General features: G+C 66.8%; 16 protein-coding genes. 8 read left to right on the top strand and 8 right to left on the bottom strand.

Features of this window, described 5'->3' with window-relative positions:
• Window positions 1-6: 6 nt before the first annotated feature.
• Window positions 7-876, bottom strand: a complete 870-nt coding sequence (locus ACWW36_RS18105; protein WP_456137364.1) for an ABC transporter permease — start codon at window positions 874-876, stop codon at window positions 7-9.
• Window positions 876-2,882, bottom strand: a complete 2,007-nt coding sequence (locus ACWW36_RS18100; protein WP_456137363.1) for a dipeptide ABC transporter ATP-binding protein — start codon at window positions 2,880-2,882, stop codon at window positions 876-878. Before ACWW36_RS18100 ends, ACWW36_RS18105 begins: the two co-directional genes overlap by 1 nt.
• 214 nt (window positions 2,883-3,096) lie before the next feature.
• Between ACWW36_RS18100 and ACWW36_RS18095 the strand changes: the two genes are divergently transcribed.
• Window positions 3,097-3,807, top strand: coding sequence for a TetR/AcrR family transcriptional regulator (locus ACWW36_RS18095; protein WP_456137362.1), 711 nt, complete (start codon window positions 3,097-3,099; stop codon window positions 3,805-3,807).
• On the opposite strand, the gene atzF is transcribed toward ACWW36_RS18095, so the two are convergent.
• The 4 genes from atzF to ACWW36_RS18075 are packed head-to-tail and all read right to left on the bottom strand — an operon-like array spanning window position 3,756 to window position 10,640.
• Entirely contained in the window at window positions 3,756-5,510 is a 1,755-nt protein-coding gene (gene atzF, locus ACWW36_RS18090; protein WP_456137361.1) for an allophanate hydrolase, read from the bottom strand. The two genes, ACWW36_RS18095 and atzF, sit on opposite strands and share 52 nt — an antisense overlap.
• On the bottom strand, window positions 5,507-9,145 hold the full coding sequence (uca, locus tag ACWW36_RS18085) for an urea carboxylase (RefSeq protein WP_456137360.1): 3,639 nt from the start codon (window positions 9,143-9,145) through the stop codon (window positions 5,507-5,509). The genes atzF and uca overlap by 4 nt, the downstream gene beginning before the upstream one ends.
• Window positions 9,142-9,777 carry an urea amidolyase associated protein UAAP2 gene (locus ACWW36_RS18080; RefSeq protein WP_456142539.1) on the bottom strand — a complete coding sequence of 212 codons (636 nt, stop codon included), beginning with the start codon at window positions 9,775-9,777 and terminating at the stop codon, window positions 9,142-9,144. The genes uca and ACWW36_RS18080 overlap by 4 nt, the downstream gene beginning before the upstream one ends.
• Window positions 9,778-9,779: 2 nt before the next feature.
• Window positions 9,780-10,640, bottom strand: a complete 861-nt coding sequence (locus ACWW36_RS18075; RefSeq protein WP_456137359.1) for an urea amidolyase associated protein UAAP1 — start codon at window positions 10,638-10,640, stop codon at window positions 9,780-9,782.
• Window positions 10,641-10,831: 191 nt separating this feature from the next.
• Here ACWW36_RS18075 and ACWW36_RS18070 point away from each other — a divergent pair, with 191 nt between their 5' ends.
• Complete coding sequence (locus ACWW36_RS18070) at window positions 10,832-11,107, top strand: YciI family protein (protein ID WP_456137358.1); 276 nt, start codon at window positions 10,832-10,834, stop codon at window positions 11,105-11,107.
• Between the two features lie 116 nt (window positions 11,108-11,223).
• Window positions 11,224-12,273 carry an NAD(P)-dependent alcohol dehydrogenase gene (locus tag ACWW36_RS18065; protein WP_456137357.1) on the top strand — a complete coding sequence of 350 codons (1,050 nt, stop codon included), beginning with the start codon at window positions 11,224-11,226 and terminating at the stop codon, window positions 12,271-12,273.
• Here the strand turns inward: ACWW36_RS18065 and ACWW36_RS18060 are convergent.
• Complete coding sequence (locus ACWW36_RS18060; RefSeq protein ID WP_456137356.1) at window positions 12,270-12,596, bottom strand: DUF3349 domain-containing protein; 327 nt, start codon at window positions 12,594-12,596, stop codon at window positions 12,270-12,272. The genes ACWW36_RS18065 and ACWW36_RS18060 overlap by 4 nt on opposite strands.
• Before the next feature lie 228 nt (window positions 12,597-12,824).
• Here ACWW36_RS18060 and ACWW36_RS18055 point away from each other — a divergent pair, with 228 nt between their 5' ends.
• Complete coding sequence (locus tag ACWW36_RS18055; protein ID WP_456137355.1) at window positions 12,825-14,420, top strand: APC family permease; 1,596 nt, start codon at window positions 12,825-12,827, stop codon at window positions 14,418-14,420.
• Between the two features lie 60 nt (window positions 14,421-14,480).
• On the opposite strand, the gene ACWW36_RS18050 is transcribed toward ACWW36_RS18055, so the two are convergent.
• Entirely contained in the window at window positions 14,481-14,720 is a 240-nt protein-coding gene (locus ACWW36_RS18050) for a hypothetical protein (RefSeq protein ID WP_456137354.1), read from the bottom strand.
• A gap of 166 nt (window positions 14,721-14,886) precedes the next feature.
• Here ACWW36_RS18050 and ACWW36_RS18045 point away from each other — a divergent pair, with 166 nt between their 5' ends.
• The 4 genes from ACWW36_RS18045 to ACWW36_RS18030 are packed head-to-tail and all read left to right on the top strand — an operon-like array spanning window position 14,887 to window position 16,550.
• Complete coding sequence (locus tag ACWW36_RS18045) at window positions 14,887-15,054, top strand: ribbon-helix-helix domain-containing protein (protein WP_456137353.1); 168 nt, start codon at window positions 14,887-14,889, stop codon at window positions 15,052-15,054.
• A gap of 2 nt (window positions 15,055-15,056) precedes the next feature.
• The gene (locus tag ACWW36_RS18040) at window positions 15,057-15,407 is read left to right on the top strand and encodes a VOC family protein (RefSeq protein ID WP_456137352.1); all 351 of its coding nucleotides are present in this window, start codon (window positions 15,057-15,059) and stop codon (window positions 15,405-15,407) included.
• Window positions 15,404-16,252 (top strand): class I SAM-dependent methyltransferase, encoded by an 849-nt coding sequence (locus tag ACWW36_RS18035; protein ID WP_456137351.1) that lies wholly within the window; start codon window positions 15,404-15,406, stop codon window positions 16,250-16,252. The genes ACWW36_RS18040 and ACWW36_RS18035 overlap by 4 nt, the downstream gene beginning before the upstream one ends.
• A gap of 28 nt (window positions 16,253-16,280) precedes the next feature.
• Window positions 16,281-16,550 (top strand): YdeI/OmpD-associated family protein, encoded by a 270-nt coding sequence (locus tag ACWW36_RS18030; protein ID WP_456137350.1) that lies wholly within the window; start codon window positions 16,281-16,283, stop codon window positions 16,548-16,550.
• Window positions 16,551-16,618 lie beyond the last annotated feature (68 nt).

The following is a 16,618-nucleotide window of genomic DNA, read 5'->3' as shown; positions in this document are numbered from 1 at the left end:
CGGCACCTAGCTCGTCTTCATCAGGCTGCGCAGGCAATCGCCTGCGATGTTGGCGACCAAGGCAAGGACGAGCACGGCGAGACCGGGCATCACCGGGACCCACCACTGCTGAAGGAAGTACGTCAAGTTGCGTGCGGTGTCGGCGCCCAGCTCAGGGGCGGGCGCCGATTGGCCGAGACCGAGGAACGACAGCGCCGCCAGGGTGAGGATCAGCGTGCCGATGTCGAGGCTGGCGGCGACCAACGCGTTGGGTACCGCGCCGGGCAGCAGATGACGCCATGCCAACCGAATCCGGCCCACCCCAGCGAGTTTTGCGGCTTCGATGTGTGGCCGTGCGGCGAGCCGTGCGACCTCGCCGCGCACCAGCCGCGCGTAGAACGGCCACCACACGATCGACACCGCGATCAACGTGTGGACGAAGCCGGGGCCCAGCGCCGCGACCACTGCGATGGCCAAGACGGGTGCGGGCAGCGACAGGAACCCGTCCGTGATGCGCATCAACACCGAGTCGACCCACCCGCCAGTTGCGCCGGCGATGAGCCCGACCAACCCTCCGATGAGCAGGCCGATCGCGACCACGACGAGTGCGGCGAACCAGCTTGCGCGAGCGCCGTAGAGCACGCGGGAAAAGATGTCGCGGCCGATGCTGTCGGAGCCGAGCAGGAAGCCGCTCTTGCCCGGCGCTTGCAGCGGCATCCCGACCGGTATCAGTGGGTCGTGCGGCGCCAGAAGCGGCACGGCGATCGCGATCAGGGTTACCACGATCGCCAGCGAGACACCGATCCAGGTCACGATCGTCGAGCTGGATCCCGGCAGCGCGAGGAGTCGCCGTTCGCGTCCGCGGACAAGGGGGGCGGTGGGTATTGCGATGGCCATCAGACCGCTCGTCTTTCGATGCATGCCACTTGGTGTGGGTTGCCGGGCGAACCCTCGAGACGGACGTCGAGTTCGGCGCCGCTACACGTATCGATCGAGATCGGGCAGCGCGGGTGGAATGCACAGCCACTCGGAGGTGACAGCGGACTCGCCGGTTCGCCTGCCAGCACACCGGATTCGCGGCCGAGGTCAGGGATTGAGTCGACGAGCGCCTGGGTGTACGGATGGGCGGGTTCACCGATTACGCGCTCGGCGGGACCGATCTCGACGATGCGGCCCAAGTACATGACAGCGATCCTGTCGGCGATCACACGGGCTACGGACAGGTCATGGGTCACGAAGACGACCGACATGTCCAGGCTGCGGCGCAGATCGCCGATGAGGTTCAGCACCGACGCAGCCAGCGATACGTCCAAGGCACTCGTCGGCTCGTCGCACAGCAGCACTGACGGCGGCACGACCGTGGCGCGGGCCAACGAGACACGCTGCCGTTGACCGCCGGACAGCTGACCTGCGCGCGACTTCGCGACCTCGGCGGGCAACCCGACGCGTTCGAGCACCTCGACCACCGCGGCGCGGCGCTGCGCACGTGACATCGAATTCCCGCGCAGCCGTTCGTCGATGAGCTCACCGACCGACAGCCACGGCGTCAGTGAGGCGCCCGCATCCTGGAACACCATCTGCGGGCCGGGATTGTCGGCAAGGTCGACGGACCCGGTCGAGGGCTTCTCCAGACCCGCGATGATGCGCAACAGCGTCGACTTGCCCGATCCACTCTCCCCGACCAATGCCACCGACTCGCCGTGCCCGACTTGCAGCGAAACTCCGCGCAGTGCCTGCAATTTGCCGTGGTTGTCCGAGGACCGGTCCAGCCAGCGCCGCGCGACCGTGAACGTCTTCGTCACGTTCTTGCACACCACCGACGGCGGTTGTTCCTCGTCGTCGGGGTCCGCGGCCGCGAAGGGTTCTGCGGTGTTGGTCGACGCGATTCCGAGCTCGCCGGCGACGTCGTCGAGGGGGCGGATGCACGCGCTGACGCGGCCCGGTGCGACGGCGATGGGATCCGGCGGAGTCTTGGCGCAGTCGTCGATGGCGAGCGCACAGCGCGGTACGAAGGCGCACCCCGGCAGCGGCGCAGTGGGACTGGGCACCGAACCGGCAAGCGCTGCGAGCTTGCGGTCGCGCGCCGTGTCCAGGGTCAGCCGGGAGCGGAGCAATCCGTGGGTGTACGGGTGTGCGGGCATGCCGAGTACGTCCGCGGTGGGACCGATCTCGGCGATGCGGCCTGCGTACAGCACGGCGATGCGGTCCGAGATCTGGGCGGCGACGCCGAGGTCATGGGTGATCAGCACGATGCTGCAGCCGATCTCGTCACGCAGACGCCGCAACAAGCGCAGCACCTGGGCCTGCACCGTGACGTCAAGCGCCGTCGTCGGTTCGTCGGCGATGATCAGTTCCGGGTTGCCGGCGACCGCCATCGCGATCATCACGCGTTGTCGCAGGCCGCCGGATAGTTCGTGCGGAAACGCGCGCATCCGCCGCTTGGGATCGGGGATGCCAACGGCGGTGAGCAGGCGCAGCGCCTCGTCGGTGCTTCCCGCGGCCTCGGTGACCTGCTGGCCGATCCGCATGGTCGGGTTCAGCGAGGTCATCGGGTCCTGGAAGACCGCACCCAGGTCGAGCCGGCGAACCTTGCGCAATGCCTTGGGCTCACCGTTGACCATGTCGGCTCCGGCGACGCGGACGGTGCCATCGATCTTTGCGTGCTTTGGCAGCAGTCCCAGCAGCGTGAACCCGAGGACACTCTTACCGGAGCCGGATTCGCCGACCAGTCCGAGGATCTCACCGGGAGCGATCGCGAGCGATACGCCGCGTAACGCGGCGACATCAGACCCATTGCGGCGAAATGTGACTCGAAGGTCGCCGACGGTCGCGACGTACTCCGGTGTTGGCGGCACCGCGGCGTGCACCGTGGGTGCATCGACTGCAGAAGCCGCAGTGACCATCCGAGCACTCCCGAAGTCCGTTATCGCGATGCCGCAGCACGACGGTGTGCTCGCTGGCCTGTCAGTTGACAGTTTTCACGGGGTAGGAGCCCGGTGGGTGTCGCTGGCGTAACTAATCGACGGCATAGGTAACCGATGCGTATCGCGCGTTTCTATCGTGTGACAGAAAAGCCAGGGCTACCGCTGGACGGCCTGGATGGTCCACGATGAGAGCATGTCGCTCGCCAGGGCCGGACGCCCACGTCTGCACGTTCAGCGGCGTCCTGGAAGCACTGCGCGTGACGAAATCCTCGACGCCGCAGGTGAATTGTTTACCACGATGGGCTATACCGGGACGTCGACGAGGAGCATCGCAGACTCGGTGGGTATCCGTCAGGCGTCGCTGTACCACTACTTCAAGACCAAAGACGACATCCTTTGCGCCCTGCTGAGCCAGACGGTGGCCCCCACGCTGTCGTTCATCCCCAGTCTGCTCGGTGCCGAACCCGCGTTGACGGCAGCCGAACACCTCCATGCGCTGGCAAACTTTGACGGTGACCAATTGCTCAGCGGGCGTTGGAATTTGGGCGCGCTGTATCTACTGCCCGAACTACGTGACGCCGGGTTGGAACCGTTCTGGTCGGACCGCGAGCGGCTGCGACTGCACTACCTGGCGCTGAGCCGAGCCGTCATCGACCAGACCGGTGTCCACGAGGCCGCGGCCGACTTCCCCTTCCGCCTGGTCGAGTCGCTGGTGAACATGTGGTCGGTGCCGCCCGGCCCTGAGCGTTCCGCGCTGCCCGTCCACGTGGCCGACGCCTGCCTGCGCGTGCTGGGTATCCCCGACAACGCAATCCCACCGGTGCGCGAGCGCAGCCGCGACGAGGTCGACCGTTACACGCGCGCAATATCCGAATGTGCCGACGCCGCAGTGGATTCCAGATAGGTCGGCCAATCGCCGTAGTCGGAGATGTCCTCGCCGTCACGCCATGCGTCCAGTGCACATCCGAACCCCACGACTTCGCTGCCGTCCGAGAGCGTGACGCGACCCAGGGCCATCGGAGCCGGAAGCGACGCCAACAGATCACCCAGCATCGCGGTGCTGAGCAGCCACAGCTCGCCACCGATCGCCGTACCCTCGTCAGGACCGACGCGTACCAGGCCGGGCTTTGGTGGCGTGGTGTTCAGTCGGGCAAGCCGGTACAGCGGCGCCGTGTGCACCGGCCCCAGCCAGCGTGCGCCGCGGTCGGTCAGCTGCCAGGCCAGTGGCTGACCGCGCAGGTGCGCACCCACGACGAGCAGCGGTGTGACCGAATGGCCTGCGCGTGCCGGCCATGGCAATTCCGGGGATTGCGCGTCGGTGGTGCCGGGCAGCGCCACCGAGGCCGGTGGCTGCATGACGAGTCGCGCGATGTCGAACGCGACCGCGTCGGCACCGGATCGCGCGAGGACCGATACCCCGAACTGGTCGTCACCGGCGGTACCCGACGGCACGGCGACCGCGCAGAGGTCCATGAGGTTGCAGAAGTTGGTGTAGGTGCCCAGCCGGGAATTCACGGCGATCGGTTCGCGTGCCACGTCCGCGATCGTCGGGTGCTCGGTGGTCGTCGGAATGAGAAGCGCGTCGCAGTCGCCGAGTTCGGCGAGTGCCGTTGCGGTGAGCTCGGCGAGTCGTACCCGATCGCGCAACAGAGCGGTCGCGTTCACCGCCCCCGCCGCAGAGATGATCGCTCCCACAGTCGGATCGACGTCATCTCGATGCGCATCGACGAAAGCGCCTACCGCTTCGTGTCGTTCGGCCACCAGCGCGCCGTCGTACAGTAGCCGCGCTGCATCGAGGAACGGTTCGAGGTCGATTTCCCTCAGCGCCACACCGTGATTCGTGAGGCGGTCACATGCGCTGCGGAAGGCGGCCTGCCACTCATCGGAAAGGGCCGGCAGCTCGCGGGGCACCGCGACCACGGGCTGCTCGGGCGCGGCGAGCGGAGCATCGTTCGGAAATGGCCGGCCGCCGCCGGCCATCACCCCGATCGCCGCGTCGGCGGTGTCGAGATCGCGGGCGAACACCGTCACACAGTCATAGGAGCGGCATGCGGGAACGACGCCGTCGGTGGGCACCACACCGAGTGTCGGTTTGATCCCGACGATGCCCTGCAGGGCCGCGGGTACCCGACCTGATCCGGCGGTGTCGGTGCCGACGGCGATGTCCACCAGGCCGAGCGCCACCGCCACTGCGGAACCCGCGCTCGAACCACCGGAGATGCGGTCGGGCCGCCTCGCGTCGCGCACGGCGCCGTACGGGCTGCGGGCACCGACGAGGCCGGTCGCGAACTGATCGAGGTTCGTGGCGCCGATGACGACGGCGCCCGCCGCACGCAAGCGCGCCACGACGGGCGCATCCGCTGCTGCGGGAGTCGATGCGTACGCCGGGCACGCCGCGGTGGTGGGCACACCCGCGACGTCGACATTGTTCTTGACCGCCGCGGTCAGCCCGGCCAGCGGCAACTCGGCGCCCGCTTCGACTGCGGCGTCGACGCCCGCGGCATCGCTGAGCGCATCGGCCAAGGGACGCAGGAAGATCCAGATCTCGGGACGCTCGACGGCGTCGATCGCGGCGTATGCCGCCCGCACTCGCTCGACCGCCGTCATGCCGGAATACCCTCCGCGTCCTGCCCACCGCCGTCGGGTCCGACGACCACCAGAGGCGCGCCCGTGTCCACCTGATGGCCCGCCTCGACGAGCACGTGCGTGACGATGCCATCGGTCGGAGCTGTCACCACGGTCTCCATCTTCATCGCCTCCAGCGCCAACAACGACTGCCCGGCCACCACGCGCTCGCCGACCTCGACGTCGACCTTCCACACACTCGACGCGAACGGCGCGTCCACGCGTTGCGCACCCTCGTCGAGGACGAGGTCGGCGGTCACCGCCGTGACCCTCGACTGGGCCCGCTCGGCGCGGTCGAATTCGCCTGCTGCCGCCCATGCGGCGCGCTCTGCGGCGAATGCCGCGCCCTGCCGGGCGCGGAAGTCCGCGATCGATGCGGCATTGTCCGCCAGGAAGCGTTCGTGCTCGGCCAGCGAAAAGGTGCCCTCGGTGATGTCAACCGCGCCGCGTCCGGCGGCGAGATCGGCTCGCAGCTCGAGCAATTCGTCGGCCGACACCGGATACCACGAGATGCGGTCGAAGAATCGCAACAGCCACGGACTGCCCGGCTCGAACGGCGCCGTGTGCCGGTAGCGGCTCCACACCTGCGTCGTGCGCCCGACGAACTGGTAACCGCCCGGGCCCTCCATTCCGTAGATGCACAGATACGCGCCGCCGATACCGACGGAGTTCTCGGCGGTCCACGTGCGGGCGGGGTTGTACTTCGTCGTCACCAGACGGTGCCTCGGATCGAGCGGCGTGGCGACCGGCGCGCCGAGATACACGTCGCCGAGGCCAAGGGTCAGGTACTCGGCGGAGAACACGATGTCCATCACATCGTTCTGAGCCACCAAACCGTTGATGCGGCGGATGAATTCGATGTTCGACGGGCACCACGGTGCGTCGTCGCGGACACCGGACATGTAGCGGGCGATGGCCTCTCGGGTCGCCGGGTCGTCCCAGGACAGCGGCAGCCGGACCGACCGGCTGGGCACCACGAGGTCGGATGACGCGGGTAGCTCGTCCTCCAGTTCGAACAGCAGGCCGAGCAGCCGGTCGATCGGCAGCCGGTCGGGGTCCACGTGTATCTGGAGTGAGCGAATACCCGGTGTCAGGTCGAGGATTCCGTTGACGCGTTCGGCGGCAAGCCGGCGGTGCAGCGCATGGACGCGTGCCCGCAGCGCCAGGTCGAGCACCATGTCGCCGTACTCGACAAGCACGTTGTCGTCGCCGTTGCGGCGATACGTGACCGCAAGGCGGCCGTCAGCCGATCGCCGCGCCAGCACCCCGTCGTCCCCGTCGCCGCCGGTTCGCGGCACGGAAGACGCGGCGCGCCGGGCGATTCCGACGTCGCTGGGCGACTGCGCGTCGGACACGCGGATCGGCACAAACCGCACCGTGTCACCCGGCCGCAGCTGACCGAGCTTCCACCGCTCGGCGGCGACGACCGTCACCGGGCACACGAACCCGCCGAGGCTCGGCCCGTCGGGCCCGAGCAGGATCGGGGTGTCACCGGTGAAGTCGAGCGCCCCAACGGCATACGCAGTGTCGTGGATGTTCGACGGGTGCAGCCCCGCGTCTCCCCCGTCGGGCCGGGCCCATTCCGGTCGCGGGCCGTCGAGCCGGACGCCGGTGCGGGCCGAATTGAAATGCACGCGGTAACTGGCGTGCGAAAGCGTTTCGATATCGGCGCGGGTGAAGAACTCCGGTGCGCCGTGCGGACCTTCGGTGACCGCCAGCTCCCAGTCCGATGGCATCGTCGGGCGTAGTTCCGCGGGCACCGGTTCCGGTCGCTTTTCGCCGCCGGTCGGTGGCGTTGCACGCAGCACGTCACCGACGACCAACTGGCGGCCGCCGTGGCCTCCGAAGCGGCCCAGCGTGAATGTCGAAGCGCTGCCGAGATATGCAGGTACGTCGAATCCGCCCTCGACGAGCACATACGTTCGCAGGCCGGTCGTCTCGGCGGCGCCAACGTCGAGCACAGAGCCCGCCGGGACTTCGACGGGCTCCCACATCGGCACGGGTGAACCATCCACTGTGACAAGGCATTCAGCGCCGGTAACGCAGACCGTTGTCGGGTGGGTCATGCGCAGCGCGGGCCCCGACGCGGTGCACTCGAGTCCCGGCGCGCCGTGCGGGTTGCCCAACGCCCGATTGCCGAGCCGAAACGACAGATCGTCCATCGGTCCACTGGGCGGAACGCCGACATCCCAAAGCCCGACCCGACCGGGCAGATCCTGAACGGTGGTCAGCAGACCTGCCCGCTCGACGGTGATCCGCGGTCTCGGGTCGACGACACTCGCGAGCGTCGAGGTGCTGTGCGTCGCCGCCCGCACATCGGAACGCTCGACGGCGGCGCGCAGCATGCCGACGTTGACCTCGATGCCGTGCAGGACGGTCGCGTCCAGCGCGTGGCCGAGCCGATCGAATGCCTCGTCGCGGTGCTCACCCGCGGCGATCACCTTGGCTAGCAGCGGGTCATAAGACGCCGAGACCTCGGTGCCCAGCTCTACCCAGGTGTCAACGCGAACGCGTTCGTCGTCAGGGAATGCCACGGCGGTCAACGTTCCCGTGCTCGGTCGGTAGTCGCGCGATGGATCCTCTGCGTAGACGCGTGCCTCGACCGCATGGCCACGAACCGGCACCTCGTTGGACGTCAGATACGGGGCCAGCATGTCGCGCTCGCCACGCGCAAGCCGAAACATCCAGCCGGCCAAGTCAATACCCGTGACCGCCTCGGTCACCGGATGCTCGACCTGCAGACGCGCGTTGACCTCCAGGAAGGAGGCCTCCCGTCGGCTTGGATCGTAGATGAACTCCACGGTCCCCGCCGAGCGGTAGGAAACCGATGCCGCCAATGCTCGCGACGACGAATGCAGTTGCGTCCGAAGGTCGTCGGGCAGGTTCGGCGCGGGCGCCTCCTCGATGACCTTCTGGTTGCGGCGTTGCAGCGAGCAGTCGCGGTCACCGAGGGATACGACGCGGCCCGTCCCGTCACCGAAGATCTGGACCTCGACGTGGCGGGCATGCTCGACGAACCGCTCCACGAAAACGCCCGCCGACCCGAAGCTGCGCTCGGCCAGCCGCGTCACCCGATCGAAGGCCACCCGCAGCTCGCCGGCGTCGCGGCAGACCTGCATGCCGATCCCACCACCCCCGCCCGTCGCCTTCAGCATCACGGGATACCCGATCGCATTGGCCGCGGCGACCGCCTCGGCCGCGCTGTCGAGCAGCTCGGAACCGGGAAACACCGGTACGTCGGCAGCCACCGCCGCGGCACGGGCGGTGTGTTTGGTGCCGAACACACGCAGCTGATTCGGCGTCGGGCCGACGAACGTCAGACCCGCACGCTCGACGTATTCGGCGAAATCGGCGTCCTCCGAGAGGAATCCGTATCCGGGATGAATGAGGTGCGCACCCGTCGCCGTCGCCGCGTCGATGATCGCGTCTGCCCGCAGGTAGCTTTCACCTGGCGCGGCGGGGCCGAGGCGCACGGCCTCGTCGGCGAGCCGCACATGCGGTGCACCCCGGTCGGCGTCGGAGAACACGGCAACGGTGCGCAGACCCAGGAGCCGGGCGGCGCGCACCAAGCGAACGGCGATCTCGCCGCGGTTGGCGACGAGAACGGTATCGGTCATCCCGCATCACCCGGGCGGGTGACGATCATGCGGACCGGCGTCGGGTTAAAAGCGTTGCAGGGGTTGTTGATCTGCGGGCAGTTGGACACCAGGACCAATGTGTCGATGTCGGCGCGCAGTGCGATCCGCTTGCCCGGTGCTGACAGACCGTCGACGATGCCCAATGCGCCGTCCGGGTCGACGGGCACGTTCATGAACCAGTTGATGTTGCTGGCCAGATCTCGCGCGCCGAGTCCATATCGGGCACCCTCGATGAGGAAGTTCTCCATGCATCCGTGTTGCGCGCGGGTGTGCTGCCCGTAGCGCAGGGTGTTCGACTCTTTCGAGCATGCGCCCCCGAGTGTGTCGTGCACGCCCACCTCGTCGTCGACGACCGTCATCAAGGCCTGCCCGGTGTCTGCGCGAAGCACCGATCCCGTGGTGAGCGCGATACGGCCTTGTCGCGCAATGGTCTCCGGGGCGGAGTACCTCACCGAGGTGTCGGCCGCGGCGTAGAGCAGACAGTCGACGGCCTGATTGCCTGCGAGGTCGACGATGGTGAGGACATCGCCCTTGGCGACAATCGCGGACCATGGGGCGCGCGCCGCGACGGTCTGGTCGAGCACAACGGCGCCAGGAACGAGCGCGGGCACGGTCACAGGACTCCTCGGGCGGCGAGGTCGGCATCGGTATTGGCAACTGCCTGGCGATGTTCGGGACCCAGCGGCCCGATCAGTTCTCCGGCGGTCAGTGCATCGAGGTCGGGTGCGGCAGGCCAGGCATGCACTCGAAGCGGGGAGCACGTGAACTCCGGTCTGGGGTCCAACGGGTGTGAGGTGTTCGCGAGCAGGACGATCGCATCGACGTGCAGCAGGAGGTCGACCGTCAAACCCGGGCCCGCCGATCCCTCCCATTGCAGGGATCCGTCGGGTGAAACGCGCACACCTTTGAAGAACGACACCGAAGGTGCAAGATCACGTTGTCCGAGACCGTGTTTGAGCGCACCGAGCAGGAACAGTTCCCTGCCGGCAGGCGACGGCGATTCCGGCGCCGCCGCGCCGTACTTCGCCTCGTTGCCCGCCCGGGTAGTGGTACCCGCGAGCGCGTCATGTGCAGCCGACGTGTCAGCGACCACGGTCGCAAGCACACGACCGAAGCCGCTCAGCAGCGGATGCCCTGCGCCGATGTAGGCCTGCCACGGAACCTTCACCGTGTCAGCGACATTCAGACGCTCGTGAGGCCCGTCGGCACGATGCAGCAGCAGGTGTGCGCACGCATCACCGTCGGGGTCGGTGAGCCGGATGCGAGTTCCGCGGGCCAGCACGGCGGTCGTATATCCGCCTGGCGCAACGGTTTCCGACCATACGAGTTGCTCAGCGGGCACGTCGTCTGGCGCGGTGGGACTGGAGGATGCCGGAACGTGACGCATCAGATCGGCAGCGCGTCCGTGCTGCGCGCGGGCATGCGCCTTGGCGCCCGCGGTGGTCGCGGTCGTGGACTTCACATCGCTGGTCACAGGGCTCCCTGCTTCGCGGCACCGTCATATAGGGTTGATTTCTATCGAGTGACAGTTTTCTTGATTTCGGGCTCGCGCTGGTTGCCCTCGTGTAACCGATCACGCGCACCTCGTTAACAACGCGGGTCGCGTGTGTCTGTCATGTGACAGATATTGATGGGCGCTGTCCGTGATCAACTAGGGTGACAGTCGTGTTCCACGTGCTGAAGTCGACGTACCTGCAGCCGCCCGACGTCGTCGAGCAGACCCGTCCCGCGCATCTGGAATTCCTCAAAGCCGAGATCGACGCCGGCCGCTTACTGCTTGCCGGCCGCCAGGAGGACAACTCCGGCGGCATGCTGATCACCACCGACATGAGCGGCGAGGACGCCGACGACATCGTCGCCCGCGACCCGTACACCCGGGCCGGGGTGGGCCGATACGAGCGCCTGACGTTCAACGGGGCATACCGCGCGCCCGGCCTTTAGGGTCTAACTCACAGCTCGAACCGGGAATGACGGCCGCCGCATCGGCCGTTGTGTTCGCGTGGGCCGCAGTGTCGCGGCAGATTCCGCATAGCCATCACACGATTTAGAAGGCTGCCATGAGCACTGTTACCGCTTACGCCGCACCGTCGGCGACCGAACCGCTTTCCAAAACCACCATCACCCGCCGCGAGGTCGGGCCGCACGACGTGGCCTTCGATATTCACTTCGCCGGCATCTGCCACTCCGACATCCACACCGTCAAGGGCGAGTGGGGTCAGGTCCAGTACCCGATGGTGCCGGGCCACGAAATCGCGGGCATCGTGACCGCGGTCGGCCCGCAGGTCACCAAGTACAAGGTCGGCGACCGCGTCGGCGTCGGCTGCTTCGTCGACTCCTGTCGCGAGTGCGCGCAGTGCCGGGCCGGAGAGGAGCAGTACTGCACGAATCCCGGCATGGTCGGCACCTACAACGGAGTTGGCCGCGACGGCCAGCCGACACAAGGCGGCTACAGCGGCGCGATCGTCGTCGACGAAAACTACGTGCTGCGCATTCCCGACAGCATGCCGCTGGACGCCGCGGCACCGCTGCTCTGCGCAGGCATCACCACCTATTCACCGCTGCATCATTGGAACGCCGGACCCGGTAAGCGGGTCGCGGTCATCGGCCTCGGCGGCCTCGGGCACCTGGCCGTGAAGCTGGCCGTCGCGATGGGCGCCGACGTGACAGTGCTGAGCCAGTCGCTGAAGAAGATGGAAGACGGGCTTCGCCTCGGTGCGAATGAGTACTACGCCACCGCCGACCCGGAAACCTTCACCAAGCTTGCCGGCTCATTCGATCTGATCCTCAACACGGTCTCGGCCAATCTCGACCTGGGGGCCTATCTGGAGTTGCTCAACATCGACGGCACCCTGGTCGAACTGGGCATGCCCGAGCATCCGATGAGCGTGCCCGCGGGATCCTTGATCATGGGACGGCGCAGCATCTCGGGCTCGTTGATCGGCGGCATCGCCGAAACGCAGGAGATGCTGGACTTCTGCGCCGAGCACGACGTGCTCCCCGAGATCGAAGTCATCGAACCCGACTACATTAACGAGGCATACGAGCGGGTACTGGCCAGCGACGTGAGGTATCGGTTCGTCATCGACACCTCGTCGCTGCGCGGCTAAACCGTCGAGTCGTCCACGCCGGCCAGCGGCCACCCGGCCGCGGCCAGCTTGGCGGCAACCCGCTTGACGTTCTCGGCGCCGGCGTCATGGTGCGTGACGTCGGAGATGAACGCCTCGATCTCGTCCTCGTGGATCTCACCGTCGACAAGGGCCGTCGAGCCGTCGGCGGTGATGTTGCGCACCACCTCTTTGATCTGGTCTTCGGTCAGCGGAGTGCTGCGGAGCAACGCCAACAGGGGCACGCGGTCGGGGCCGGGCACACCTTCGGGGTAGCCCGCGCGCAGCCAATTCAGGATCGAGCTCAGAAGCGACGTGGTGGTCACGCAGCAAGTGTCGTTGCTGTGCAGTGGCCGCGCCAGAGCGGGCTACACAGTTCGTCGGTCATTCATCGCGCGTTCATCGCCATTCCTGGCGCCCGCGGGACGCTTCGCAGCCGTTTGTTACAGCCAGGTGTCCTCCGGTTGTCGAGTCGGCCTACGGGTGCGAGGCTCACTGCGGACTGCAGTGTCGCGGGCCACTCAGACACTCTTATCCGAACCAGGAGGCCCGCGGTGACAACTGAATCCGCAGCCGTTGAGTCCACCGCCGCGCCGTCGGCAGGCCTGAAGAAGGGCGCGATCGGCATCGTTGCGGTCATCTTCATGGCCGTCGCCAACGCAGCGCCGATCACCGCGATGACCGGCAACGTGCCGATCGCGGTCGGGTTCGGCAACGGGCTCGGCGCTCCGGCGGGCTTCCTGTTCGCGACGATCGCGCTGACCTTGTTCGCGTTGGGCTACGTGGCGATGGCCAAGCACATCACCACGACGGGCGCGTTCTACGGCTTCATCTCCCACGGGCTCGGGCAGATCTGGGGCATGGCAAGCGGCCTGCTCGCGACGTTCGCCTATGTGATCTTCGAGGGTTCGCTGATCGGCGGTTGCGCTTACTTCGCCAACGACGCGGTGAACACCATTGCGGGGGTTGACATTCCGTGGCTGACATTCGCGGTAGGCGCCGTCGTGATCATCGGCGTGTTGTGCCATTTCGACATCAGCCTCACCGCGGCGATCCTTGGTTTCACTCTGGTGTCCGAAGTGATCATCCTTCTGGTGCTTGCCTTTTCGGTCATCGTCAAGGGTGGCGGTCCCGACGGCTTGATGCTCGACAAGACCGTGCTGCTCAACCACGCGTTCGAGAGCCTGCCCGCAGGCGCATTCGGTACGGCGGCCGCGGCGGGCTCGATGGCGATCGGTTTGTTCTTCGCGTTCTGGTCCTGGGTCGGGTTCGAGACGACGGCGGTGTACGGCGAGGAGTCGCGCAACCCGAAGAAGATCATTCCCCGGGCCACACTGATCGCGGTTGTCGGTCTTGGCCTGTTTTACACGTTCATCTCGGCGATGGTGCTGGCAGGCAACGGAGCCAAGGCGTCGGTCGAGGCGTCGATCAGTGCCTCGCCGCTGGACCTGTTCTTCGGGTTGGTGAAGTCCAATCTCGGCGGACTTCTGCTCGACGTCTACAAAATCCTGCTGGTTATCGGGTCGTTCGCCTGCGCGATGGCGTTCCACAACGCCGCATCGCGCTACCTTTACGCCCTTGGCAGGGAAGTGCCTTCGGAGACAATGCGTTCCACGGTCGGTGCCACGCACCTCAAGCACGGCTCGCCGCACATCGCCTCGGCGATTCAGAGCGTGATCACGCTCGTGCTGGTGGTGTTGTTCTTTTTCTTCACGACGGTGCAGGTGCCCGATTCCAACGGCACGCCCGTCGATACGCCCGCGCTGGTGCCTTACGTCAACATGTACGGGCTACTGGCCCTGATCGGCACGGCGGCAATCCTGTTGGTGCAGGCGATCTGCTCGGCCGCGGTGATCTCGTACTTCTGGGCGCGCAAGACGCACCCGGGCAACGTGATCACCACGTTGATCGCTCCGCTGCTCGGCGGCATCGCGATGCTGTACGTGGTCTGGACGCTGTGGGACAACCGCGCGTTCGCGGCGGGCTATGCCGCCAACTCGTTGGTGTTCAAGGCGGGCCCCTACGTCATCCTCGCGGTGTTCCTCGTTGGCTTGGGCTACGCGTTGTGGATGCGGTTCGCCAAGCCGGACGCCTACGCCGAGATCGGGCGCACGGTCATGGAGGATTCGCACGAGCGCGCGGAGACGTGATAGCGCGAGCAGACGCAAAGGGCTCCGACACGCCGCGTGTTCGGGGCCCTTTGCGTCTGGTCAGCTTGCCTTGGTGTCGGTGGACCGGGTATTAGCCCCGGCCTGATCCTTTATCAGATAGCTGGTCACGAACGAAAAGATCACTGTGACCGCAGATCCCAGCTCGGGCGTCACCGGAAGATGGAACAGCCCGAGGACGTAGACCAGCACCACTGTGACGGCGCCAGCTGCGCCGCCTGCCGCGACCTTCGCGGTCGGAATTGTCGACGCCTGGCTTATGGGTTGTGCACCGGTGGTCATTCCGACTTCCCCTCCTTATTCGGTCTGACGTGGTGAAGCGAACGTACGCAGCGTCAGCGCGGGCCGGCTTGAGTAGCGGACTACCTCATTTCGTTGGGCCCGTCCCCAACATGTCGGGTACCGGGGCGCCCTTGCGCTAGGTTACTAGCATGCTAGCATCGCGGTTGTGGGCGACGAGGACGTCAAGCAGTTCAACGTGTACCTGCCGGTGGGCTTGATCAGGCGGGTCAAACACCATGCGATCGAGACAGAGTCATCCCTGTCTGCGCTGGTGGCCGATGCGCTGCAGGCCTACCTCGACGCCAACGGCAAGCAATCGACGAAGGAGAGCTGAATATGGCGACCGAGGGCATCGAGGCGGTATTCCTAGAGACCCACAACTGGGGCAAGTCGGCCAAGTTCTTTCAGGGACTGGGCTACGAGATCGAGTTCGCGACCGACCACAATTCCGGCCAGCTTCGCCGCGGCGATGGCCCCTACTTGTTCATCGCCGAAGTACCCAAGACCGACCCGACCCGGCGGCACATCGTGCTGGGGGTGGCCGACGCCGATGCGTTCGAACTCGACGCGTCGGTCGAGATCGTCAGCCCGTGGGAGGACACCCATTGGGGCACACGGCTTATGACCGTTCGCGATCCCGACGGCCGCGAATGGAAGCTGGAGGCGCCCCGAAAGACCGGGCAATGAACCCGGCGACCGCAACACCGGACAGCACGGCGGTGCGGGTGGCGCTGTGGCGCGCCCTGCACGTCGAACTCGATGCCCCACCACACGTGCTCGACGACACCATCGGCGTGCAGCTTGCCGATCCCGATCCGGACTGGCGGTCGCGCGGCGACATGGATCCCGACGGCACCCGCGCGTTTCGCGCCTCGATCGTGGCGCGCGCCCGCTATTTGGACGATCTCGTTGTCGAGCGCGCCGCCTCCAGCGTGAGCCAGTACGTCATTCTCGGCGCCGGGCTGGACACCTTCGCTCAGCGTCATCCTGAAGTCGCGGTGCGGATCTTCGAAGTGGACCAGCCCGGCACCCAGGAATGGAAACGGCGCAGGCTCACCGAGATCGGCTACCCGCCCGGCGATAATCTGCAGTTTGTCCCCGTCGACTTCGAACGCGGCGAAGCTTTTCCGGATGCGTTGAGGGCCAACGGCTTCGACGCCGATCGCCCGGCGGTGGTCTCGTCGGCGGGCGTCAGCATGTACCTGACCAAGGAAGCCACGGAAGCGACCCTGCGGCAGGTTGCTGCGTGGGCCCCGGGTTCGGTGTTCGCCATGACGTTCATGCTGCCGCTCGGCCTGGTCGACTCCGCCGAGCGGCCGATGCAGGAATCGGTAGAAGCTGCGGCGGCGAACTCGGGCACACCGTTTATCAGTCACTACGCACCCGACGAGATTTCTGACATGTGCCTCACCGCGGGCTTCTCCTCGGTGCAGCACGTCAGCCCGGACGATCTCACTGCTCGTTACTTCGCCCGGCGCACCGACGGCCTGCGCCCGCCTGGTGCCGAACACCTGATCGTCGCGACGGTGTGAGCGGCCGGCCTCGGGTTACTCTGACCCCGTGAGCAGCCAGCGAGTCCCCGGCGGGGTGGTGCACAAACTTCCTGCGGACCTGCGCACGGCGCTGATCGGGAACGACACGGCACTCGCTGCCTGGAAAGACATCACGCCGTTGGCTCGTAACGAGTTCATCTGCTGGGTCGAGGACGCCAAACAAGAGAAGACCCGGGAGCGCCGCATCCGCCGGACCCAGGAAGAACTGGAGGAGGGCATGCGCCGTCCTTGCTGCTGGCCCGGGTGCAAGCACCGCGAACGCAACGGGAAGGCCTAGGTACCCCGGCCCACGGCGACGTATCGATCAAGAACGCTTGTTGGGCAGTCGCTCAACAGTTAGTGTGC

It is taken from the genome of Mycobacterium sp. MMS18-G62 (genome assembly GCF_053877835.1).
The sequence above is the reverse complement of the archived record's forward strand: the minus strand, read 5'-3'. Positions and strand labels throughout refer to the sequence as shown.